Source organism: Actinoplanes subtropicus (assembly GCF_000721705.1).
In the GTDB taxonomy this organism is placed as follows: Bacteria; Actinomycetota; Actinomycetes; order Mycobacteriales; family Micromonosporaceae; genus Actinoplanes; species Actinoplanes subtropicus.
In genome coordinates this window covers 142950-166339 of the sequence record NZ_JOJL01000010.1, presented here as the reverse complement: position 1 = coordinate 166339, position 23390 = coordinate 142950, and the positions used below count along the sequence as shown (strand labels likewise).

General features: G+C 70.5%; 17 protein-coding genes. 13 read left to right on the top strand and 4 right to left on the bottom strand.

The features are described from left to right. Window positions 1-294: 294 nt before the first annotated feature. Window positions 295-2922, top strand: a complete 2628-nt coding sequence (locus IH26_RS0116030; protein WP_030436994.1) for a glycoside hydrolase family 48 protein — start codon at window positions 295-297, stop codon at window positions 2920-2922. A 45-nt stretch (window positions 2923-2967) separates the two neighbouring features. On the opposite strand, the gene IH26_RS0116025 is transcribed toward IH26_RS0116030, so the two are convergent. The 3 genes from IH26_RS0116025 to IH26_RS0116015 are packed head-to-tail and all read right to left on the bottom strand — an operon-like array spanning window position 2968 to window position 6565. Beyond that, a complete protein-coding gene (locus IH26_RS0116025) occupies window positions 2968-4359 on the bottom strand; it encodes a dihydrolipoyl dehydrogenase family protein (RefSeq protein ID WP_245665223.1) in 1392 nt (463 codons plus the stop codon). Continuing rightward, entirely contained in the window at window positions 4356-5027 is a 672-nt protein-coding gene (locus IH26_RS0116020) for a response regulator (protein WP_030436992.1), read from the bottom strand. Before IH26_RS0116020 ends, IH26_RS0116025 begins: the two co-directional genes overlap by 4 nt. Beyond that, the gene (locus IH26_RS0116015) at window positions 5024-6565 is read right to left on the bottom strand and encodes a sensor histidine kinase (protein ID WP_245665221.1); all 1542 of its coding nucleotides are present in this window, start codon (window positions 6563-6565) and stop codon (window positions 5024-5026) included. The genes IH26_RS0116020 and IH26_RS0116015 overlap by 4 nt, the downstream gene beginning before the upstream one ends. A 195-nt stretch (window positions 6566-6760) precedes the next feature. Here IH26_RS0116015 and IH26_RS0116010 point away from each other — a divergent pair, with 195 nt between their 5' ends. The 5 genes from IH26_RS0116010 to IH26_RS53585 all read left to right on the top strand — a co-directional run bounded on the left by IH26_RS0116010 (window position 6761) and on the right by IH26_RS53585 (window position 14619). Beyond that, complete coding sequence (locus IH26_RS0116010; RefSeq protein ID WP_030436990.1) at window positions 6761-8155, top strand: cation:dicarboxylate symporter family transporter; 1395 nt, start codon at window positions 6761-6763, stop codon at window positions 8153-8155. A 365-nt stretch (window positions 8156-8520) separates the two neighbouring features. After that, a complete protein-coding gene (locus IH26_RS0116005; protein WP_030436989.1) occupies window positions 8521-10464 on the top strand; it encodes a glycoside hydrolase family 5 protein in 1944 nt (647 codons plus the stop codon). A 152-nt stretch (window positions 10465-10616) separates the two neighbouring features. Further along, entirely contained in the window at window positions 10617-12200 is a 1584-nt protein-coding gene (locus IH26_RS0116000) for an ABC transporter ATP-binding protein (protein ID WP_211268660.1), read from the top strand. Further along, window positions 12197-13921: an ABC transporter ATP-binding protein gene (locus IH26_RS0115995; protein WP_030436987.1), complete on the top strand. Its 1725-nt coding sequence runs from the start codon at window positions 12197-12199 to the stop codon at window positions 13919-13921. Before IH26_RS0116000 ends, IH26_RS0115995 begins: the two co-directional genes overlap by 4 nt. A gap of 74 nt (window positions 13922-13995) precedes the next feature. Next, a complete protein-coding gene (locus IH26_RS53585) occupies window positions 13996-14619 on the top strand; it encodes a maleylpyruvate isomerase N-terminal domain-containing protein (RefSeq protein WP_034215293.1) in 624 nt (207 codons plus the stop codon). A 33-nt stretch (window positions 14620-14652) separates the two neighbouring features. On the opposite strand, the gene IH26_RS0115985 is transcribed toward IH26_RS53585, so the two are convergent. Continuing rightward, window positions 14653-15630 carry a sugar-binding transcriptional regulator gene (locus IH26_RS0115985; RefSeq protein ID WP_030436986.1) on the bottom strand — a complete coding sequence of 326 codons (978 nt, stop codon included), beginning with the start codon at window positions 15628-15630 and terminating at the stop codon, window positions 14653-14655. Window positions 15631-15944: 314 nt separating this feature from the next. On the opposite strand from IH26_RS0115985, the gene IH26_RS0115980 reads away from it, so the two are divergent. The 7 genes from IH26_RS0115980 to IH26_RS0115950 are packed head-to-tail and all read left to right on the top strand — an operon-like array spanning window position 15945 to window position 23390. After that, a complete protein-coding gene (locus tag IH26_RS0115980; protein ID WP_051808185.1) occupies window positions 15945-16586 on the top strand; it encodes a DUF2291 family protein in 642 nt (213 codons plus the stop codon). Further along, window positions 16583-18112, top strand: a complete 1530-nt coding sequence (locus IH26_RS0115975; protein ID WP_030436984.1) for a sugar ABC transporter ATP-binding protein — start codon at window positions 16583-16585, stop codon at window positions 18110-18112. Before IH26_RS0115980 ends, IH26_RS0115975 begins: the two co-directional genes overlap by 4 nt. Beyond that, window positions 18109-19191, top strand: coding sequence for an ABC transporter permease (locus tag IH26_RS0115970; RefSeq protein ID WP_030436983.1), 1083 nt, complete (start codon window positions 18109-18111; stop codon window positions 19189-19191). The genes IH26_RS0115975 and IH26_RS0115970 overlap by 4 nt, the downstream gene beginning before the upstream one ends. A gap of 15 nt (window positions 19192-19206) precedes the next feature. Next, a complete protein-coding gene (locus IH26_RS0115965) occupies window positions 19207-20175 on the top strand; it encodes a D-ribose ABC transporter substrate-binding protein (RefSeq protein ID WP_030436982.1) in 969 nt (322 codons plus the stop codon). A 31-nt stretch (window positions 20176-20206) separates the two neighbouring features. Then, window positions 20207-21088 (top strand): transketolase, encoded by an 882-nt coding sequence (locus IH26_RS0115960; protein ID WP_030436981.1) that lies wholly within the window; start codon window positions 20207-20209, stop codon window positions 21086-21088. Next, window positions 21085-22029, top strand: coding sequence for a transketolase family protein (locus IH26_RS0115955; RefSeq protein WP_030436980.1), 945 nt, complete (start codon window positions 21085-21087; stop codon window positions 22027-22029). The genes IH26_RS0115960 and IH26_RS0115955 overlap by 4 nt, the downstream gene beginning before the upstream one ends. Next, window positions 22029-23390 (top strand): FGGY family carbohydrate kinase, encoded by a 1362-nt coding sequence (locus IH26_RS0115950; protein ID WP_030436979.1) that lies wholly within the window; start codon window positions 22029-22031, stop codon window positions 23388-23390. The genes IH26_RS0115955 and IH26_RS0115950 overlap by 1 nt, the downstream gene beginning before the upstream one ends.

Sequence of the window (23390 nt, the reverse complement as noted above, 5' to 3'; positions counted from 1 at the left end):
GAGGCAGCCGGTGTTTCGCCTGGATGGGCCCGCCTGAGTTGCAGCTGAGCCCGGATGCGGGCGGCACGGGGCCGGGACGGCAGCGAGATCGCCCGGGCAGGCGGGGGCCGGGCTGAGCCTCGTACGTTCGCCTGGAAGTTGATCTGGGTTTGGCCTTGTTCTTGGGAGCGCTCCCATGTAACGATGCACCTCGATATTACCGAGATGTTTCGGACCTGGTTCCTCACGCCGCCCGTGGTGACCCCGTTGCCGTCGCCGCCGTGGGTGGCTGCTCCCCCTCGCTAGGAGGACTGCATGGCTCCGTTGTCCCGCAGAGGCTTCGTGACCGCCGTGGGCGGTGCGATCGTCGCTGCAACTGTCACCCCGCGGATTGCCGAGGCCGCGACGGGATCCACCTCCGCCGCGGCCGCCGCCGTCGACGAGTACGGGCAGAAGTTCCTGGATCAGTACAACAAGATCAAGGCGTCCGCGAGCGGCTACTTCAGCTCGGCGGGAGTGCCCTACCACTCGGTCGAGAAGCTCATGGTCGAGGCCCCCGACCACGGCCACGAGTCGACCTCGGAGGCGTTCAGCTACTGGATGTGGCTCGAGGCGACCTACGGCCGGGTGACCGGGGACTGGGCACCGTTCAACAACGCGTGGGCGGCCGCCGAGAAGTACATCATCCCCACCTCGACCGACCAGCCGACCAACTCGTCGTACAAGGCCAGCGCTCCGGCGTCGTACATCCCGGAGTGGCCGGACCCGTCGAAGTACCCGAGCCCGATCGACACCTCGGTGGCGGTGGGTGCCGACCCGATCGCCGGCGAGCTGTCCTCGGCGTACGGGACCTCCGACATCTACGGCATGCACTGGCTGATCGACGTGGACAACGTCTACGGCTACGGCAACACGGCCGGCACCGGCGCCGAGAACGGCCCGAGCGCGCCCGGCCCGTGCTACATCAACAGCTACCAGCGCGGCTCGCAGGAGTCGGTCTGGGAGACCATCCCGCAGCCGTGCACCGACCTGATGAAGTACGGCGGCACGAACGGTTACCTCGACCTGTTCGTCAAGGACTCGTCGTACTCGAAGCAGTGGAAGTACACCAACGCGCCGGACGCCGACGCGCGCGCCGTGCAGGCCGCCTACTGGGCGTACCGGTGGGCCTCGGCGCAGGGCAACGCGAGCGCCATCTCCGCGTCCGTCGCGAAGGCCGCCAAGATGGGCGACTACCTGCGGTACGCGATGTTCGACAAGTACTTCAAGAAGATCGGCAACTGCGTCGGCGCCTCCACCTGTGCCGCCGGCAGCGGCCGCAACTCGCAGCACTACCTGCTCGGCTGGTACTACGCGTGGGGCGGCGCGGAGCCGGGCGGCGGCTGGGCCTGGCGTATCGGCGACGGTTCGGCGCACCACGGCTACCAGAACCCGGTGGCCGCGTACGCGCTGTCCACCGAGTCGGCGATCGCGCCGAAGAGCTCGACCGGCAAGTCGGACTGGGCGACCAGCCTCTCCCGGCAGATCGAGTTCCTGCAGTGGCTGCAGTCCCCGGACGGCGGCATCGCCGGCGGCTGCACGAACAGCTGGGACGGCCAGTACGGCACCCCGCCCGCGGGCACGCCGACCTTCTACGGCATGGCGTACGACTGGGAGCCGGTCTACCACGACCCGCCCTCGAACAACTGGTTCGGCATGCAGGTCTGGGGCATGGAGCGCTGGGCCGAGTACTACTACCTGACCAAGGACGCCAAGATCAAGCCGATCCTCGACAAGTGGGTCAGCTGGGTCTCGGCGCATGTCACGGTCGGCACCGGCGGCACCTTCTCGATCCCGTCCACGCTGAGCTGGACGGGCCAGCCGGACACCTGGAACCCGTCGAGCCCGGGCGCCAACGCGAGCCTGCACGTCACGGTGGCCGAGTCGGGCACCGACGTCGGCGTGGCCGGCGGCCTGGTCAAGGCCCTGCTCTACTACGCGAAGGCGGCGAGCAACACGGCCGCGCAGACGCTGGGCAAGAACCTGCTGGACGCCCTCTCGGCGCACGCCGACAGCAAGGGCATCGCGATCGCCGAGACCCGCACCGACTACAACCGGTTCGACGACGCGGTCTACGTGCCCTCCGGCTGGACCGGCAAGATGCCGAACGGCGACACGATCAACTCCAGCTCGACGTTCATCTCGATCCGGTCGTTCTACCAGAGCGACCCCGACTACGCCAAGGTGCAGGCGTACCTGAACGGCGGCGCGGCGCCGTCCTTCACGTACCACCGGTTCTGGGCGCAGGCCGACATCGCGATGGCCTTCGCGGTGTACTCGGAGCTGTTCGGCACCGGCGGCACGGGCACCGGCGACACCACCCCGCCGAGCACGCCGACCGGCCTGACCGTCAGCGGCACGACCTCGAGCACGGTGAGCCTGTCCTGGACGGCGTCCACCGACGACACGGCGGTCACCGGGTACCTGATCTTCCGCGGCGGCACCCAGGTCGGCACGTCGACCACGACGACCTACACCGACACGGGGCTGACGGCCAGCACGGCGTACTCGTACACGGTGAAGGCCCGGGACGCGGCCAACAACCAGTCGGCGGCGTCGGCCGCGGTCAGCGCGACCACGCAGGCGGGCGGCGGCGGGACCGGCACGCTGGCCGCTACGTACCACATCGACTCGGACTGGGGCAGCGGGTTCGTCGCCACGGTCACGGTCAAGAACAACGGCACCGCCGCGGTGAAGACCTGGACGGCCACCTGGACGTACGGCGGCAGCCAGAAGATCACCAACGCCTGGAACGCCACGGTGACCCAGTCCGGCGCCTCGGCCTCGGCCACGCCGGTGAGCTGGAACGCCTCGATCCCGGCCGGCGCGTCGGTGTCGTTCGGCTTCCAGGGCACCTACAGCGGCAGCAACACCGCGCCGACGGTCACCGTCACCGGTAGCTGACGCTCGGACGGGGGTGGGGCCCACCGGGCGGGCCCCACCCTTCACCTATTTGATCTCGGATCGCAGCGCCTTGAGGGCGTTCACGAAGATCTCGGAGAACGTCGGGAACGGCTGGATGGTGTCGCGCAGCACGTCGAGCGGCACGCGCGCGCGGATCGCCACGGTCGCCTGCTGCAGCCATTCGCCGGCCTCCGGCCCGAACGCGTACGCCCCGGTCAGCACCTCGCCGTCGCTGAGCAGGGTGAGGAAGCCGTTCGACGAGGCGTACTCGCGGGTGTACGTCTCGGTCTTGGCGATCTGGTTGAGCGGGGCGGTGCCGACGTACGGCGCCTCGGTCGCGCCCACCGCGGCGGCCTGCGGATCGGTGTAGACCACCCGCGGAACGGCGTCGTAGTTGGCCTCGCGCACCTCGCCGAGGATGTTCGACGCGACCACCTCGCCCTGGTACTTGCCGACGTGGGTGAGCAGGAACTGCCCCGTGGCGTCGCCGATCACCCAGAGGTTCTCGGCGGCGCGCAGCCGGGCGTCCGTCGGGATGCCCCGCGGGCCGCCGGTGACGCCGACCGTCTCCAGGCCGAGGTCGTCCACCCGGATCCTGCGGCCGGTGGCCACCAGCAGGCGGTCGCCGCGCAGCTCCCGGCCGTCGTCGAGGACTAGCACGTAATCCTCGCCGTCCTGGCGGGCGGCGGTCGCCCGTACGTCAAGAATGATCTCGATGCCGTCCCGGCGCAGCACCTCGGCCAGGGCGTCGCCGAGCGCGGCCGGCTCGCGGGGGAGCAGGTGGGCGCCGGTCTGCACCAGCACCACCTCGCCGCCGAAGCGGCGCACCGCCTGGGCCAGCTCCACCCCGACCGGGCCGCCGCCGAGCACCAGCAGCCGCCGCGGCACCTCCTTCATCGCGGTGGCCTCGCGATTGGTCCACACGCCGTCCAGTTCGGCCAGGCCCGGGACCGGCGGGATCGCGGGGTCGGAGCCGGTGGCCAGCACGACGTGCCGGGCCGTGTAGCGCGCGCCGTCGACCTCGACCGCGCCCGGGCCGGCCAGCCGCCCGTGGCCGCGGATCAGATCGACGTTGTTGTCGGTCAGCCAGCGGGCCGCGCCGGCGTCGTTGTAGTCGGACACCATGAAGTCGCGCCAGGCGAGGGCGGCCTGGACGTCGACCTCGGCGGTCGCGGCGGCCTCCCGGGCCTCGTGCACGGCCTCGCCCGGTCGCAGCAGGGTCTTGGAGGGGATGCAGGCGAAATACGAGCACTCGCCGCCCACCAGGCGCTGCTCGACGACCGCGACCCGCAGGCCGCCGTCGACGAGGTCGCCGACACAGTGCTCGCCGGGGGCGCCGCCGCCCAGCACGATCACGTCGTAGTCGGGCATGGTCGGGGTCCCCTTCGCCTCGCGGTTGTTGGTGTCCAACTTGCCATAGGACCGTGCTCGACTCATCGGAGGCGGCGGTATTCGACCTCGGGGCGGCCCGGGCCGCCGTATCTCGGGCTGCGCGCGACCCGGCCGGTCTCGGCGAGGTGTTCGAGGTAGCGGCGAGCGGTCACCCGGGACGCGCCCATCCGAGCGGCGACCTCGGCCGCCGACAAGCCGGTCTCGTTCGCTCGCAACACGCCGAGGACGAGATCGAGCGTGGACTGATCGAGCCCCTTCGGCAGCGAGCCGCCGCGCAACGCCGCGAACGCCCGATCGATCTCGTGCTGTGCGGCCACCGGCTCGGCGCCCTGGAGTTGGCTGCGGTAGCGAGCGTATCCGAGCAGTTTTTCGCGGAACGTCGCGAACGTGAATGGTTTGAGCAGGTAGTGGGTGACCCCGAGCGATACCGCCGATCGCACCACGGCGAGGTCGCGCGCCGAGGTGACCACCAGAACGTCGGTGCCGATCCCGGCGGCCCGCAGCGATCGGGTCAGCTCGAGTCCGTTCATGTCCGGCAGGTTCAGATCGAGCAGGATCAGGTCGACCGGAGTCGACCGGAGGGTGGCCATCGCTTGCTGAGCGGTGTGCGCCACCGCCACGACGTCAAAACCATCAACCTTTCCCGTGTACGCGGCATGCGCCTCCGCGATCAGCCGATCGTCCTCGACCACCAGCACCCGGACGGCGGTCATGCGCGCACCGGAATCCGGATCGTGACGACGGCCCCGCCGCCCGTCCGCCCGGTCACCGCGTACGTGCCGCCGTGCCGCTCGGCCACCTGGCGCACCAGCGACAGGCCGACCCCGCGGCCGTTCTCCTTCGTCGACCAGCCGCGCTGGAACGCCGCGGCGACGTCGTGCTCCGGCATGCCCGGGCCGTTGTCGCTGACCTGCACCAGCACCTCGCCGTCCTCCTCGACCACCAGCACGGTCACGGTCCGCGGCGGGTCGGTGCCGGCCACCGCCTCGAGCGCGTTGTCCACCAGGTTGCCGACCACGGTCAGCAGATCACGGCTGGGCAGCCGCTCGCCGTCGAGCCGGGACGCATCATCCACGATCAGCTGGACGCCGCGCTCCGCGGCCTGCGCCGACTTCCCGAGCAGCAGGGCGGCCAGGGCCGGCTCGTCGAGGGCACCCATCACCTGGTCGGTGAGCTGCTGAGCGACGGCGAGCTCGGCGGTGGCCAGCCGGAGCGCCTCGTCCTTGCGGCCCAGCTCGACCATGGTGACGACGGTGTGCAGGCGGTTGGCGGCCTCGTGGGCCTGGGCCCGCAGCGCCTCGGTCAGGCCGCGGACCGAATCGAGCTCGCCGGTGAGCGCGCGCAGTTCGGTGTGGTCGCGCAGGGTCAGCACGGAACCGATGGCCTGGCCCTGGGAGCGGATCTCGCGCTGGTTGGCGACCAGGACGCGGTCACCCACCAGGACGGGCTGGTCGTCGGCGCGATCGTTTCCGGGAGCCGCCGCGGGCGTCGTGCTGGTGGCGAGCAGGGCGGCGACCTCGCGGGGGAGTTCGAGGGTGGTCGCCGGCGCGTCGTCGGGCAGGTCGAGCAGGCGGCGGGCCTCGTCGTTGACCAGGGTCACCCGGCCGGCGCGGTCGACCACGACCAGGCCCTCGCGGACCGAGTGCAGGACGGCGTCGTGGTACTCGTACATCCTGGTCATCTCGGCCGGGCCCAGGCCGTGCGTCTGCCGCCGCAGCCGTCGGCTGAGCAGCCCGGAGCCGGCCGCGGCCAGCAGCAGGCCGAGGGCGGTCGCGAGCAGGACGGCGGGGGTCCGGCTGAGCAGTTTCTGGTTGATGGCGGCGGTGATGATGCCGACCGAGACCAGGGCGATCACCTTGCCGGACTGGTCGCGTACCGGAACGACCGTTCGTACCGACTCACCCAGCGAGCCCCTGTGGGTCTCGACGACGATGCCACCGCGCAGGGCGGTGTCGATCCTGCCGACGAAGGGCTGGCCGATCAACGACACGGTCGGATGCGTGTATCGGGTGCGATCGGTCGCCATCACGACCACGAAGGTCGTGTGCGTGGTGCGGCGGACCGATTCGGCGTACGGCTGAAGGATTTTGGTCGGATCTGGTCCTTGGACCGCGGCGACGACCGTGGGGGAGAGGGCGACCGCGGTGGCGATGCCCTTGACCTGATCGATCGCGGCGTCCTCGGCGTCGGCGTGCGCGAGCAGGACGGCTCCGGCCGTGCCGATGGCGACCAGGAGCGTGACGACCAGCACCTGCAGGACGAACAGTTGCCGGGCGATGCTCCAGCTGTTTCCGGTTCTCCACCTGTTACCGGCGCTCTCCCTGTTTCCGGTGCTCCCCGTGTTTCCGGTGCTCCCCGTGTTTCCGGTGCGCCAAGTGTTTCCGGTCAGCGACCAAAATGAACGCAATGGTGCCCTCCCGGTGAGACGTAGGACACATTCTGCGTCATGGAGACCCAGACGCCCTCCCCGCGGGTCCGGCGGGACCGCACCCACTACCTCTATCTGGCGGTTATCGTCGCCGTGCTGGCCGGCATCGCGGTCGGCCTGCTCTTCCCCCACGTCGGCGTGCAGCTCAAGCCGATCGGGTCCGGATTCGTCCAACTCATCCAGATGATGATCGCTCCGGTCATCTTCTGCACGATCGTGCTCGGAGTCGGATCGATTCGGCAGGCCGCCAAGGTCGGCCGGGTCGGCGGCCTGGCTCTCGGTTATTTCCTGGTCATGTCGACCGTAGCGCTCGCGATCGGTCTGATCGTCGGCAACATCATTCACCCCGGATCGGGCCTGCACCTGAACGACACGGTCGCCGCGGCCGGGCAGAAAGCGGTCGGCACCGCCGGCAAGGAGGGCACCGCCGACTACCTGCTCGGGATCATTCCGAAGACGCTGTTCTCGGCGCTGACCGCGGGCGACGTGCTGCAGGCGCTGCTGGTGGCGCTGCTGGTCGGCTTCGCCGTGCAGGCGCTCGGCCGGCGCGGCGAGCCGGTGCTGCGCGCGATCGAGGTCACCCAGCGCCTGGTCTTCAAGATCCTCGCCATGATCATGTGGCTGGCCCCGGTCGGCGCGTTCGGCGCGATGGCCGCCGTGGTCGGCGCCACCGGGGTGGACGCGCTCAAGAGCCTGGCCCAGATCATGCTCGGCTTCTACGTGACCTGCGCGATCTTCGTCTTCGGGGTGCTCGGCGCGATCCTGTGGACCTTCGCCCGGGTCAACATCCTCCTGCTGCTGCGGTACCTGGCCCGGGAATTCCTGCTGATCCTGTCCACGTCCTCGTCGGAGACGGCGTTCCCGCGGCTGATCGCCAAGATGGAGCACCTCGGGGTGAGCAAGCCGGTCGTCGGCATCACGGTGCCGACCGGCTACTCGTTCAACCTCGACGGGACGGCCATCTACCTGACGATGGCGTCGCTGTTCATCGCCGAGGCGATGGGCGAGCCGCTGTCGATCGGCCAGCAGGTCTCCCTGCTGCTCTTCATGATCATTGCGTCCAAGGGTGCGGCCGGGGTGACCGGCGCGGGGCTGGCGACGCTGGCGGGCGGGTTGCAGAGCCACCGGCCGGAGTTGGTCGACGGGGTCGGGCTGATCGTCGGCATCGACCGGTTCATGTCGGAGGCGCGGGCCCTGACCAACTTCGCGGGCAACGCGGTGGCGACGGTGCTGATCGGCACCTGGACGGGGGAGATCGATCGCGAGCGGGCCGGACTGGTTCTGGCCGGGGAGCTGCCCTTCGACGAGTCCACCATGCTCGACGACGACCAAGAGGACCCGGGCGCCGGCGCGCAGTCCGAGCCGGCGGCGCGACGGGAAGCCCACTCCGGAGCAGCGGTCAAACCCGAATAGGCCCCTGCTCGCGGCGGCAGGCCCCCGTCGCCCGGCTGCCGCCGCCACTGTCTCGCTCGGCGAGATACTAGCCCGCCGAGATACTAGCTGAGCAAGATACTAGCCAAGCTAGATACTAGCTGAGCAAGATACTAGCTGAGCAAGATACTAGCTGAGCAAGATACTTGCTGGGCGAGATACTCGCCGAGCGAGACGCTGAACGTGGTCCGGTCGCTTCCGTGCCTGGTTGCGGCCGGGCTGCCTGGCGAACGGGGCCGGCCGGCCTGGTGAACGGTCCGGCCGGCCCGATCTCGCGGCCGCATCGGTAAACAATCCTGGTAATTCCGCCGCCCGCACGCCAAGATATGCGCGGAGGTCGATGAATCATGGCCGTGCGCGCGTCCCTCGTACCCCTGCTGCTTGTCCTTGCCGGCCCGCTGAGCGTGCCGGTCTTTGCCGAGGCCGCGCCGCCACCGAGGGTCGGCCTCGCCGCGCGGAACACGGCCGGCGGCGCCGGAGCGACTGCCGTGGGAACGACCGCGACCGGTGCGTTGCGAGCGATCGCGACCGGTGAAGCCGGCTTCGTGCCGCCGTTGAGCACTCGTGGCCGCTACATCGTCGACGCGACCGGCGTGCGCTTCAAGCTCAAGTCCGGCAACTGGCATGGCGCGAGCGGCACCTGGAACGGCTCGGGCGACGTCGACGACGACGCCAACCACCACGCCGGCGAGAACTCGGGGCGCATCCCGCTCGGACTCGATCGGGCCCCGATCGATCAGATCGTGTCGAGCTTCCGCGAGATCGGCCTCAACAGCGTGCGCCTGCCGTTCTCCGACGAGATGATCACCGACCCCAAACCGGTCACCGGCGCCGCCGCCAACCCCCAATTCAACGGCAAGACCCCACTTCAGGTGTACGACGAGGTAGTCGCCGCACTGACCGGCGCGGGGCTCGCCGTGATCCTGAACAACCACACCAACACGACCCGCTGGTGCTGCGGCGTGGACGGAAATGAGCGGTGGAACGCCAGCCAGAGCACCGGCCAGTGGGAGGAGAACTGGCTGGCCATGGTCCGCCGCTACCGGGACAACCCGCTGGTGGTCGGCGCGGACCTGTACAACGAGGTGCGCCGGGACGTGTGGGACGACCCGAACTGGGGAAGCGGCGACGAGCACGACTGGTTCGCGGCGTCGCAGCACCTCGGCGACCGGATCCTGCGCGAGGCCAACCCGAACCTGCTGATCATCGTCGAGGGGATCAACTGGACCGGGATCCCGGTCGACGGCTTCGCGCACGGGCGGCCCACGCTGACCCCGGCGCGATCGCTTTCGCACACTTTGGTGGAATCCGGGAAGCTGGTCTATTCCGCCCACTTCTACGACTACACCGGACCGAACCACAGCGGCGCGACCGGGATCGGCGAGACCAGCGACCCGCGCTACCGCGACCTCAGCCGGGATGATCTGTACAACGTGCTCTACCAGGAGGCGTTCTTCGTCTCCGCCGAGTCCGGGCAGCACTTCACCGCGCCGCTGTGGATCAGCGAGTTCGGCGTGGACGGCAGCTCCCCGGCCGGATCGAAACAGCGCGAATGGTTCTCCAACTTCGTCGACTATCTGATCCGGGCCGACGCCGATTTCGCGTACTGGCCGGTGGTGGGCTGGTCGGAGACGCGCGCCAGCAACAACTGGGCGCTGCTGTTCTGGGATCGGAACGGTCAGCGCTCGACCGGCGACGCGTGGCGCACCGACATCTGGAATCGGCTGATCGCCAGCGACGGCCGCACCGGTGTGATCGATCCGGTACGGCGGTGGCAGATGCTCAGCCCCGATCACGGCGACTTCGTCCAGTCGTCGACGCTCCGCGACCGGCCCGACTGGGACACCGGCGCCCGCAAGGCCGCCTGCCCGGACGGTGAGCGCATCGCCGGGATCGCGCACACCGGCAACCGCGGCCTGTGCACCGATGTGACCGCGACGGTGACCGGCTACCAGGTGGTCACCGACGAGCGCTTCGTGACCGCCGACTGGGCCTCCGGCTACCGCAAGCTGCAGTGCCCGGCCGGCGACTACCTGGCCGGCTACGCCGTGCGCGGCGCCGCGATGTCGAGCGTGATCTGCGCGGTCCCGGCCACCGCGATCGGAAGTGGCGCGGGCCGGACGGTGTGGTTCGACCGCGGCGACAACCGGCCGTCCGGCAACCCCGGCGGCGACTTCGCCACCGGCAACTACAAGGGCCAGTGCGCACCGGGCGAGTACGCGGCCGGCATCGCCTACACCGGCCGGATCGGCAGCTCCCGCACCCCGGACGCCCTGTACTGCCGCACCTAGCCCGAGCCGCGGCGAAGGCGATCTAGGTCACCGGAAGAGCTTCGAAACTCGCTTGGGGGATTTGACAGGATTACTGGGTGATGACACGGGGACCGGCAAGTTTTCTGTGGTGGCTGGCGCGGGAGCACAAGGGACGGGTCGGGCTCGGCGCCATGTTCGGATCGCTCTGGTTTCTGAGCCTCGCGTTCACGCCGTACCTCATCTCGCAGGCGATCGATCGCGGCCTGCACCCGCACCGGGTCGAGGCGCTGCTGTTCTGGTCGGCGGCGGTTCTGGTCACCGGCATCGCGAGCGCGGGCCTGGGCATCATGCGGCACCGCAGCATGACCAAGCTGCGCCTGGCGGCCGCGCTGCGTACCGCCGATCTGGTGATGACGCACGCGACCCGGCTCGGCGCGGCGTTGCCGAGGCGGGTCACCTCCGGCGAAGTGGTCACGATCGGTATCTCCGACGTGTGGACGATCGGCCGGGCGATGAACGTCGGCGGCATAGGCGTGGCAGCCGTGCTGGCCTGTTCGATCGTCGCGATCCTGCTCGATCGCACTTCGCCGAAGCTCGCCGTGGTCGTGCTGATCGGCGTGCCCGTGCTCGCGCTGATCGTCGCGCCGCTGCTGCGCCGCACCCAGCGCGCCGGGTCCCGCTACCGATCGCGGCAGGGCGCGTTGAACGGCCGCCTCGTCGACACGCTGGGCGGGCTGCGCATCCTCAACGGCCTCGGCGGGAAACAAACCCATTTGCAGCGGTACGAGCGGCAGTCCGCGGCCCTGCGCGACCAGGGCTACCGGGTGGGTGGGCCGTCGAGCTGGATCGGCGCGCTCGGCGACGGGCTGCCCGTGGTGTTCCTCGCCGTGGTCATCTGGCTGGCCGCGCGGCTCGCGGCGTCCGGCGAGATCACCGTCGGTCAACTGATCGCGGTCTACGGATACACCGCGATGCTGGTCATCCCGGTGAATGTGCTCATCTTCTGCGGTTTCGACGTGACCCACGGCCTGGTCGCCGCCCGGCGGGTGACCGATTTTCTTCGCCTTCCCGAGGACGACCCGTCCGGGGCGCCGGCCGCCGAGGTCCCGGCCGCGCTGATCGATCCCGACTCGGGTGTCGTCGCCGAGCCGGGCCGGCTCACCGCCCTGGCCGGCAGCAGCCCGCAGGACGCCGCCGCCATCGTCGACCGCCTGGGCCGATACGGTCCGACCCGGGCCACCTGGGGCGGCCGACCGCTCGAGGAGTTCGCCCAGCCGGCCGTGCGCGATCGGATCCTGGTCGCCGATCAGGACGCCGACCTGTTCGCCGGCGCGTTGCGCGACGTGGTGGCCGGCAAGCACGACCCCGACGACGATCGAGTGCGATCGGCGATCGCCACCGCGGTGGCCCACGACGTCGCGACCGAACTCGATCGGGAGGTCGAGTGGGGCGGCCGCAACCTCTCCGGCGGCCAGCGGCAACGGGTCCGGCTGGCCCGTGCCGTCTACGCCGACCCGGAGATGTTGCTGACCGTCGAGCCGACCTCGGCTGTCGACGCGCACACCGAGGCGGCGATCGCCGAGCGGCTCAGCGCGGCGCGGGCCGGCCGCGGCACGGTCGTGGCCACCACCTCGCCGGTGCTGCTGGACCGGGCCGACGTGGTGCATTACCTGGTCGACGGCCGGGTCGCCGCCACCGGCACGCACCGCGAGCTGCTCGCCGCCGAGCCGGGCTACCGGTCGCTCGTCACCCGGGTGTTCGGGGAGGACTCGTGAGCGGCGCCCTGCCGGTCGCCGATCAGCGGGCCGTCGGGCGGGCCGCGCTGCGCCTGCTCGCCGCCGATCGCCCGTCGGTCGCCGCCATGGTCACGCTGAACGCCCTGGCCGCGCTGGCCGCCCTCGGCGGACCGTTCCTGCTCGGCCGGGTCATCGACGCGGTCACCTCGGGCGGCGGCGACGACCGGGTCAACCGGCTCGCCCTCGGCGTGCTCGCCTGCGCGATCGCCCAGATGGTGCTGTCCCGCTTCGCGCTGGCGATCGCGTACCGCTTCGGCGAGCGCACCGCCGCGCGGATCCGCGAGGGCTACCTGCGCCGGGCGCTCGCTCTGCCGGCCGCCGTGATCGAACGCGTCCCGGCCGGCGACCTGGCCGCGCGCGGCACCACCGACATCGACGCGGTCGCCACCACGCTGCGCGACATCCTGCCCAACCTGCTCGTCGGCATCGTCCAGATGCTCTTCATCATCGGCGCGGTGCTGCTGGTCAACCCGCTGCTCGGCGGCGTCGGCGTGCTCGGCCTCTCCGGCATCTGGTTCGTCACCCGCTGGTACCTGCGCCGGGCCCGGGACGCGTATCTGGCCGAGGGCGCGGCGAACTCCCGGCTCGCCGACGAACTGGCCGCCACCACCGAGGGCGCCCGCACGGTCGAGGCGTTCGACCTGCGGCGGCGCCGGCTCGACGCCGGGCACGCGGCGATCGAGGAGACCCGTCGCACCCGGATGGCCACCCTCGCCCTGCGCTCGGTGTTCTTTCCGCTGGTGGAGACCTCGTACGCGGTGCCGGCCGTGCTCGTGCTGCTGCTCGGCGGCCTGCTCTACCTCGACGGACAGGTCACCCTCGGCACGGTCGGCGCGGCCGTGCTCTACCTCCGGCAGCTGGTCGGACCGCTGGACACGCTGCTGATCTGGATCGAGCAATTGCAGTCGAGCAGCGCCTCCTTCGCTCGCGTCGAGGGGCTGGCCGCCGTTCCCGTTCCGCCGCCGGTGGCGACCGCGAAGCCACAGGACGATCGGATCGAGGTCGTGGGCGTGCGGTACGCGTACGAAATCGGTCGTGATGTGTTGCACGACGTCGCGCTGACCGTGCGTCCGGGGGAGCGGCTCGCGATCGTCGGCCTGTCCGGCGCCGGCAAGTCCACCCTCGGCCGGCTGATCGCGGGCGTCGACCGGCCCACCGCCGGCGCCGTCACGGTGGGCGGGGTGCCGATCGCCGATCTGCCGCCGGATGAGTTGCGCCGCCAGGTCGTGCTGGTCACCCAGGAGCACCACGTGTTCCGCGAGTCGTTGCGGGACAACCTGATGCTCGCCGCGCCGGACGAGCAGCTGCGCCAAGCGCTTGCTACGGTCGGCGCCGACTGGGCCGACGATCTCGACCGCGACCTGGGCGAACACCCGCTCGACGGGGCGCAGGCGCAGCAACTGGCGCTGGCCCGGGTGGTGCTGGCCGACCCGCACACGGTCATCCTCGACGAGGCGACCGCGCTGCTCGACCCGACCGCGGCGCGCACGGCGGAACGGGCCCTCGCCGCGGTCCTGCACGAGCGGACGGTCATCGCGATCGCCCACCGGCTGCAGACCGCGCACGACGCCGACGCGGTCGCGGTGATGCGCGACGGCCGGATCACCGAGCTGGGCAGCCACGACGAGCTGGTGGCCGCGAACGGCGAATACGCCGCGCTGTGGCGTTCCTGGCACGCCTCCGACTCGCTCGTGGACTAGGCCGCCGCGGATCGGCGGGAACGGGCTGGTCAGTTCCCCTCCCCGCGGCCCGGCCGGGTGGCTAAGGTCGAGCAATGTCCATCGATGACCGCCTCACCACCCTGGACGCGCTCTGGTCGGTCTGGGCCGCGACCGGGAAGGATCTGACCGACGCCGACTGGGGCCGGCCCACCCGGCTCGACGGCTGGGACCTGCGGGCCCTCTGGGCGCACTCGGCCGGCTGGCCGTTCGGCTTCTCCATCCTCGTCGGCCGGGTCACCGACGCCGCGCCGACCCACGACACCGCCGCGGCGCTGCTCGCCGAGTTCAACGTGCCGGACGGGATCGCCAACACGACGCGCGATCGAGTCGCCGACAATGGTCGCGACGACGCGCGGAAGTACACGATCGAGCAACTCGTCGACCAGTTCGCCACGACCGGGCCGAATGCGATCGCGACCGCTCGCGGCCTCGGCGAGGTCACCGTCGACTACTTCGGCCGCGCGGTCCTGCCGCTCGCCGAGGCGGTCAGCATCGGCATCCTCGAGGCGACCATCCACCTGCTCGACGTGCAGCACGCCCTCGGCCAGACCCCGGAGGTCCCGGCGAGCGGGCTCGATCACACCGCCGAGGTGCTCGCCCGCATCGCGCCCCCGATCGACTTCATCGAGGCGTCGACCGGCCGCGCCTCCACCGATCTGTTCCCCGTGCTGTCCTGACGCTCGCGAAATCAACGACCGATCGCCGGCCGGTCAACTCCGGTCCATCAACCCGCGGGCCACCTGCAGGTCGGTGATCAGCACGTTCACCCAGCCGCCCCGGAGAGCGGCCCGGATCGCCGTGCTCTTCCGCGCGCCCCCGGCCACCGCCACCCGCCGCGGAATCGATCGCAAAGTGTCCGCCGCGATGCCGAGCACCCGGTCGTCCAGCTCCGAATCGATGTGCCGCCCGTCCGAGTCGAAGAACCGGATGCACACATCCCCGACCGCTCCGGCCGCGCGCAGCGCCGGCAGCTCATTTTCGGCCACCGCGTTGCCGCTCTCGCGCAGCAGCGGCGACGGCTCGATGCTGCCGATCCCGACCAGCGCCATCGTCAGGTCGTCACAGGCGCGCAGGACCGGCTCGATGTTCGGATCGGAAATGAACATCTGCCGCATGTCGCCGGACGCGAGCAGGCCGGGCGCCTGCAGGTACACCGCCTGCGCGCCGGTCAGCGCGGCCAGCCGGCCGGTGATCCGGGTCGCCTGGGTCTGCGCGGTCACGTTGCCGACCCCGCCGATCATCTGCACCACCTGCTCGGCGACCGGCGTCGGCCGCGGGTGCATCGCCTCGACCGTGGCCAGGATCGTCGAGCTCCACGACGACACCCCGATCCGCTCGGCGCCCATCAGCGTGGTCTCCAGATAGACCGCCGCCGCCGCACCGAGTGCCCGGATCACCTGCGCCTCGTCGGCGTGGTCGTCGGTGTCCGCGACGATCACCTCGGTCAGCCCGTACGCCTGCTCGATCTGCTCCTCGAGCTCCGCATACACGCCGCGCGGCGCGATCACCGTGGTGCGCACGATGCCGAGCTCGACCGCCCGCTTGAGCAGCCGCGACACGCGCGGCTGGGAGATGTGCAGCTGCTGCGCGATCTGCGGCTGCCGCATCCCGCGCTCGTGGTACATCCGCGCGACCTTCGTGAGCAGCCGGATCTGATCAGTTGCGATCTCCGCGGTGTAGCCGTCCACCCGTGATCCTCCCGTGCGTCGCGTGCGACTAGGAAGAATATCCATTCACCCCGGTATGCCGCGGCCAGGGGATTCGGTTCCAGCAATTTTCCCGTACGCGACGACGGCTCCCCAACCGCACAAACCGCCGCCCCGCCGAGCACAGCGAGCTTGCTGCAACGCAAGCCCGCGAGGCGCTTCCGGGCTGTGCGTCGTGGTACAGCTCGCGGCCGCCCTTTCGGATGCCGACAGTCCCGGGCGCACCCCGTTGACAAGCGTGACATCGAGCGTACACAGTAGGTGCATGGCCAGTCGCCAGTGAATGGATATTCAGCATGCGCATTCCCGTTCGCCGGACCGCCGTCCTCGCCCTCGTGGCGGCGCTCACGGCCGGCTGCTCGAAAGTGCCGGGCGTCTATGTCTACGAGAAGGACGGCCAGGCCGCCGTGGCCAAGGCGGGCGGCGGCGCCGACCCGAGGTCGTACGTCGCGGAGAACTGGTCGGCGCGGATCGTGCCGACCGTGCACGACAAGGCGGTCGACATCGCGACGGTGGCCGAAGCGATCGCGAACGATCCCGCGGCGGCCGGCAAGCGGTACGGCCATCAGTCCGGCACCGGCAGCCCGTACGCGTATCTGGTCAAGGGATCGGGAACGGTCACGGCGATCGACACGTCGGTGCCCACCGGCCCGATGACGGTGATCGTGGGCGACACGAAGGTCACCATCGCGACCGGCCCGGTCATCGCCGGCACCGCGATCCGGGACGCGGTCGGATTCATCGCGTTCGGCGACTTCACCAATCAGATCGACTACGCCGGCGTGGCCAATCAGATCAACGCCAAGGTGAAGACGGATGTGATCGCCAAGGTCGACGTGCGGGCCGCGAAGGGGAAGAAGGTCGCCTTCTACGGCGCGTTCTCGTCGCTCAGCCCCGGCACCATGGTCGTCGTCCCGACCGAGTTGAGCCTGTCATGAGCGCCGGACCTCCGGAGGGACTGCTCGAGGCGCGCGGCATCAGCAAGAACTACGGCGGCGTGCGGGCGCTCAAGGAGGTGACCTTCACGGCGTACCGCGGAAAGGTCAATGTCCTGGTCGGCGAGAACGGCGCCGGCAAGTCCACGCTCATGAAGATTCTCTCCGGCGCCGAGCAGCCGACCGGTGGTGAGATCCTCCTCGACGGCGAGGCGGTGGTGCTGGCGAGCCCGCGCGACGCCCAGGCCCGCGGCATCGGGATCATCCATCAGGAGCTGAGCCTCTTCCCCAACCTGTCGATCGCCGAGAACATGTTCGCCGGCCGGGAACTGCGCCGCGGCCGGCGCTTCGTGGACCGGCGCGCGCAGCGTCGCCGGGCCCACGAGGTGCTGAAACGGCTCGGCCAGGACCAACTCGATCCGAATGCGATCGTCGGCGACCTCCCGATCGGCCAGCAGCAACTGGTCGAGATCGGCCGGGCGCTCCTCGAGGAGGTCCGCGTCCTCATCATGGACGAGCCCACCTCGGCGCTCTCCAGCCACGAGGTCGACGTCCTGTTCGACGTGATGGCCGACCTGCGCGAGCAGGACGTCACCGTCATCTACATCTCGCACAAGCTCGACGAGTTCCGCCGGATCGGCGACTGGGTAACCGTTTTCCGCGACGGCGATCTGGTCGCGCACGAGTCGATGAGCCGCACCGACACCGGCTGGATCGTGCGCCAGATGGTCGGCCGCGATCCCGATTCGCTCTACGTCCGCAACAGCTCGAAAACCGGCGAAATCCTTTTGGACGTACGGGATCTGAGCGTGCCCGGCGCCGTGCCGGTGCACGACGTCTCGCTCACCGTGCGGGCCGGCGAGGTGGTCGGCGTCTACGGCCTGATGGGCGCCGGCCGCACCGAACTGGTCGAGTGCCTGATGGGTTCCCGGAAAGCGGTTACCGGCACGGTGACCGTCAAGGGGAGGCCGGAGACCGAGGGCACCGTCCAGGCCCGGATGGCGGCCGGCCTGGCGCTGGTCCCCGAGGACCGGCAGCGCGACGGCCTGGTGCCGACCATGTCCGTCCGCGACAACATCCTGCTCGCCACCGTGGCCCGCCTGACCCGGGGCGGGCTTCTCTCCGGCGGTGCCGAGCAGCGTACGGCCTCGGAAAAGGTCCTTGATCTGGCCATCCGGATCCCGGGCCTGTCGGCGGCGGTGACCGCGCTCTCCGGCGGCAACCAGCAGAAGGTCGTGCTCGCCCGGGCTCTGCTGACCGAGCCGGTGGTGCTGCTGCTCGACGAGCCGACCCGGGGCATCGACGTGGGCGCCAAGGCGCAGATCGCCGCGCTGATGGCCGAGTTCGCGGCGCGCGGCTGCGGAGTGCTGTTCATCTCGAGCGAACTGGCCGAGGTGATCGCGATGGCCGACCGGGTGCTGGTGATGGCCCGCGGCCGGATCACCGCCGAGTTCACCGCCGAGACCGTCACCGAAGAGGCGCTGGTCACCGCCTCCGCGTCCGAGAGCGTCCTGGAGGCCTCCGCATGACCGAAACGCACGTCGACGCGCCCGCGACCGGTGCGGCCGCTCCGCCGCCGGGCCCGGCCCGCCACCCCGCGCCGGCCAAGGCGGCGCTCCTGCTGCTGCGGGGGCGGACTCTCGTCGTACTCGTGCTGCTTGTGGTCTTCTTCAGCGCGATCTCGTCGGAGTACCTGACGCAGAGCAACCTGATCCTGATGACCAAGCACGTGGCCATCAACGCGATCCTCGCGATCGGCGTCACGTTCGTCATCCTCACCGGCGGGATCGATCTGTCGGTCGGATCGATCGCCGGGCTGGCCGGCATGGTCGCCGGCGGGCTGCTGTTCAAGGGGCTGAACGTGCCGGGCGGCACGGTCTTCTTCTCGGCGGCCGTGGTCATCCTGATCGGGATCGCGGTGGGCGCGCTGGTCGGCGCCGTCAACGGCCTGGTGATCACCCGGTTCAAGGTGGCACCGTTCATCGCCACGCTGGGCATGCTCTATGTCGCGCGCGGCCTGGCCCAGCTGCACAGCAACGGCGGCACCTACCCCGATCTCTCCGGTACGCCGGCGCGCGGCAACGAGGGATTTCACTTCATCGGGGTGGACAGCCTGCTGGGCATCCCGGTGGCGGTCTGGATCATGATCGTGGTCGCGGCCGCCGCGATCGTCGTGACCACGAAGACCCCGTTCGGGCGGCGGATCTTCGCGGTCGGCGGCAACGAGCGGGCCGCGATCCTGGCCGGCATCCGGGTCAACCGCATCAAGATCGCCGTGTACGTCATCTCCGGGGCCTGCGCCGCCCTGGCCGGCCTGCTGCTCACCTCGGAGCTGGGCGCGGCGTACCCGGACACCGCCACCACCTACGAGCTGAACGCGATCGCCGCGGCGGTCCTCGGCGGCACCGCGCTCAGCGGCGGCCGCGGGACCGTCATCGGCACCGTGATGGGCGCCTTCGTCATCGGCTTCCTCAGCGACGGCCTGGTCCTGGTGGGGGTCTCCACCTTCTGGCAGTCCGTGGTCAAGGGCGCCGTCATCGTCTTCGCGGTCATCACCGAGCAGGCCCAGCAGCGCCTCCAGTCCTCCCTCACCAAACGCACCAGCTGAAGGGACAACTCGCTCATGTATCGAAAAATCTTCCTGGCGGTCGGCACTGCGTCCCTCCTCGCGCTCGCCGCGTGCGGCTCCAGCGACAAATCAGACAAGTCAGCGGGAAGTGCTCCTGCGTCCCAGCTCATCGTGATCATCACGCCGTCGCCGGACAACGTCTTCTTCAAGGCCGAGCAGGACGCCGCCTCCGCCGAGGCCAAGAAGCTCGGCTACCAGACCCTGGTGCTCAGCCACGACGACGACCCGACCAAGCAGAGCCAGGAGATCGACACCGCGATCTCCCGCAAGGCCGCCGCGATCGTCCTGGACAACGCCGGGGCGGACGCCTCAGTGGCCGCGATCCAGCGTGCCAAGGACGCCAAGATTCCAACCTTCCTGGTCGACCGGGAGATCAACAAGACCGGCGTCGCGGTCGCCCAGATCGTCTCCAACAACGCCCAGGGCGCCGGCCTCGGCGGCACCGAGTTCGCCAAGCTGATGGGCAACAAGGGCGAGTACGCCGAGCTCACCGGCAAGCCGACGGACACCAACGCGGGCGTCCGCTCGCAGGGTTACCACGGCGTGCTCGACCAGTACCCGGACCTCAAGATGGTGGCTCAGCAGAGCGCGAACTGGGACCAGACCGAGGCGCTGCAGAAGACCCAGACGATCCTGCAGGCGCACCCGGCCATCAAGGGCATCATCGCCGGCAACGACACCATGGCGCTCGGCGCGTTCGCCGCGGTGCAGGCCGCCAAGAAGAACATCATCGTGGTCGGCTTCGACGGCAGCCCGGACGTGGTCTCGTCGATCCTCAAGAACGGCATCAAGGCGACCGTGCTCCAGCCGGCCAGCAAGATCTCCGAGATGGCCGTCGACCAGGCCGACGCGTACCTCAAGAACGGCAAGGCCGACCAGCCGGAGAAGCAGTCGGTCGACTGCGTGCTGGTGAACCCGGACAACGCGAAGTCGGTCACGAACTTCTCGGTCACCGGTTCCTGAAACAGATTCCGAACTCAGAGAGGGACACCCCATGCTGGTCGCCGACCCCCGTAGTGCCGCCGCCTGGCGCCGACTCCGGCAGGAGATAGCCGACGCCGCGCCCGAGCGACGACGCGAGTTGCTGCGGGAGCGGGCCGACCGGTCCCGCGCCACCGATCTGCGGATGATCGGCCGGGCCGGACTGGGTCACGTGGGCGGCGACCTGTCCGTCCTCGACATCCTCACCACGCTCTTCTTCGGCGTGCTGCGGATCGACCCGGAGAAGCCGGACTGGACCGATCGCGATCGGTTCGTGCTCAGCAAGGGTCACACCGCCGGCGCCCTCTACACGACGCTCGCCGCCTGTGGATTCTTCGCGCCCGCGGAACTGGACACCTTCGCCGCCCCGCTGTCGGCGCTCAACGGCCACCCGAACCGGGTCAAGGTGCCGGGCGTGGAGACGAACACCGGCCCGCTCGGCCACGGCCTGCCGGTCTCGGTCGGCATGGCGGTGGCCGGGCGGCTGGCCGGCTCGGCCCGGCACGTCTACGTGGTGCTCGGGGACGGTGAGCTGCAGGAGGGCAGCAACTGGGAGGCCGCGATGACGGCCGGGCACCGCCGCCTGGCCAACCTCACCGCGGTGGTCGACCGCAACCGGCTCCAGCAGGGCGCGCGGACCGAGGAGACCAACGCGCTCGACCCGCTCGACGACAAGTTCCGCGCGTTCGGCTGGGACGTGCACGTGGTGGACGGGCATGATCATCTTGCCCTCCTGGACGCGTTCACGGCGCCCCGGAGCGAGCGTCCGACCTGCGTCATTGCCCATACGACCAAGGGAAGGGGCGTCTCCTTCATGGAGGATCGCGTCGAATGGCACCACAAGGTGCCGTCTCCCGCGCAGATCGACAGCGCGATCGTGGAGCTGGCCCGGTGAGCGCGCCCGTCGATGAGCTCTTTGACTGCCGGGTCGCCTTTGCCGAGCAACTGATCGAACTAGCGCACGAGGACGAGCGGATCGTGGCGGTCTGCAACGACTCGGTCGGCTCCAGCAATCTCGTCCAGTTCGCCAAGGAGTTCCCGACCCGCATGATCAATGTCGGGATCGCCGAGCAGGACATGGTCGGGGTCGGCGCGGGGCTGGCGCTCAGCGGCTACATCCCGTTCGTCTGCGGCGCGTCGCCGTTCCTGACCGGGCGCGCGCTGGAGCAGATCAAGGCGGACGTCGCGTACTCCCAATCGCCGGTCGTCCTGTGCGGGATGAGCCCGGGCATGGCCTACGGCGAACTCGGCCCGACCCACCACTCGATCGAGGACCTGTCCTGGCTGCGGGCGATCGCGGGGCTGGGCATCGTCGTTCCGGCGGACCCCCAGGAGACCAAGGCGGCCGTACGGTGGGCAGCAGCCGCGGCCACCCCGGTCTTCCTGCGGGTGGCCCGCTTCAAGGTGCCGGCCGTCACCGGATCGCGTCCGTTCACGTTCGGCACGGCGACCCGGCTGCGCGACGGCGACGACGTGACCGTGGTGGCCACCGGAACGATGGTCTCCCGCGCCCTGGAGGCCGCCGCCGAGGCCGCCGATCGGGGCGTGTCGGTGCGGGTGCTGAACATGTCGACGATCGCGCCGCTCGACGAGGAGGCGATCCGAGCGGCCATGCGGGAGACGAGAGCGATCGTGACCGCCGAGGAGGCGACGACCACCGGCGGGCTGGGTGCCGCGGTCGCCGCGGTGGTGGTCACCGAACCCAGCCCGGTGCCGATGCGGATGCTCGGCGTGCACCGCGAGTTCGCGCCGACCGGCAGCACGGCGTTCCTGCTCGAGCACTTCAAGCTGACCGCCGCCGACATCCGCGCCGCCGCCGTGGAACTGGCGCGCTGATGACCGGCCACTTCGTTCTCGCGATCGATCAGGGGACCAGTTCGACCAAGTGCGTGCTGGTCGACCGGTCCGGAGCGATCGTGCGCGAGGCGAGCGCGCCGGTGCCGATCCGCTATCCGCGGCCGGGCTGGGTCGAGCAGGACGCCGACGAGATCCTGGCCAGCGTGCTCGCCGCGGCCGCCTCGTGCATGAACGGTTTTGATCGGGGCGCCGTCACGGCGGTCGGGCTCAGCACCCAGCGCGAGTCGGCGGTGGTCTGGGATCGGGCCACCGGGCGCCCGGCCGGTCCCGTGCTCGGCTGGCAGGACCAGCGCACCCGGGCGTACTGCGACTCGTTGCGGGGTTTCGCGGGCCGGATCCGGAAGATCAGCGGGCTGCCGCTCGACCCGATGTTCAGCGCGGCCAAGCTGCGGTGGCTGCTCGACCGGTCGCCCGGCGCGGTGGTCGGTACGGTCGACTCCTGGCTGATGTATGCGCTTACCGGGAGCCATCAGATCGAGGTGGGCAACGCGTCCCGCACGCAGCTTCTCGATGTGCGGGCGGGTACGTGGAGCCCGGAGCTGCTCGATATCTTCGGGATTCCCTCCTCGGCGCTGCCGGTGATCACACCCTCGGCCGGCGCCCTCGGGGTGATTTCGGAACGCGGGGGAGTGCTCGCCGGATTGCCCATCACCGCGGTGCTCGGCGACTCGCACGCGGCGTTGTATGCGCATGGCGTGCCGGGGGTCAAGGTCACCTACGGAACCGGATCGTCGGTCATGCGGCTCGGCTCCGTCGACGGCGACGCGGTGTGTCTCACGGTTGCCTGGAACGATCGGCTCGCCGCCGAAGGCAACATCCGATCGTCCGGCTCCACCGTCGCTTGGCTGGCCGATCTGCTGGGCTTGTCAGCCGAACAGGTCGGACAAATGGCTTTGAACGCGTCCAGCGATGGTGTTCATCTCGTCCCGGCGTTCGGCGGGCTGGCGGCGCCCTGGTGGGACGACACCGCGGTCGGTCTGATCAGCGGGCTCACGCTGGGCACCAAGGCGCCGCAACTGGCCCGCGCCGCGCTCGAATCGATCGCCCATCAGGTCACCGACGTCATCGACGCGATGGGCGGCGCCGATCGGATCCTGGCCGACGGCGGGGCCAGCGCCAACGACCTGCTCATGCGGATCCAGGCCGACCTGGCCGGCGTGCCCGTGCGCCGGGCCCGGGCGGCCAACCTCTCCGCACTCGGCGCCGCGTTCCTGGCCGGCGGGCTCACCGACTGGTCCCTCGACTACGACGACTTCGAACCCGGTCCCCGCGACCCGGCCGCCCGCCTCGCCTGGCGGGACGCGGTGCGCCGGGCCCGCACCCCCTTGGAAGGGAGCTGA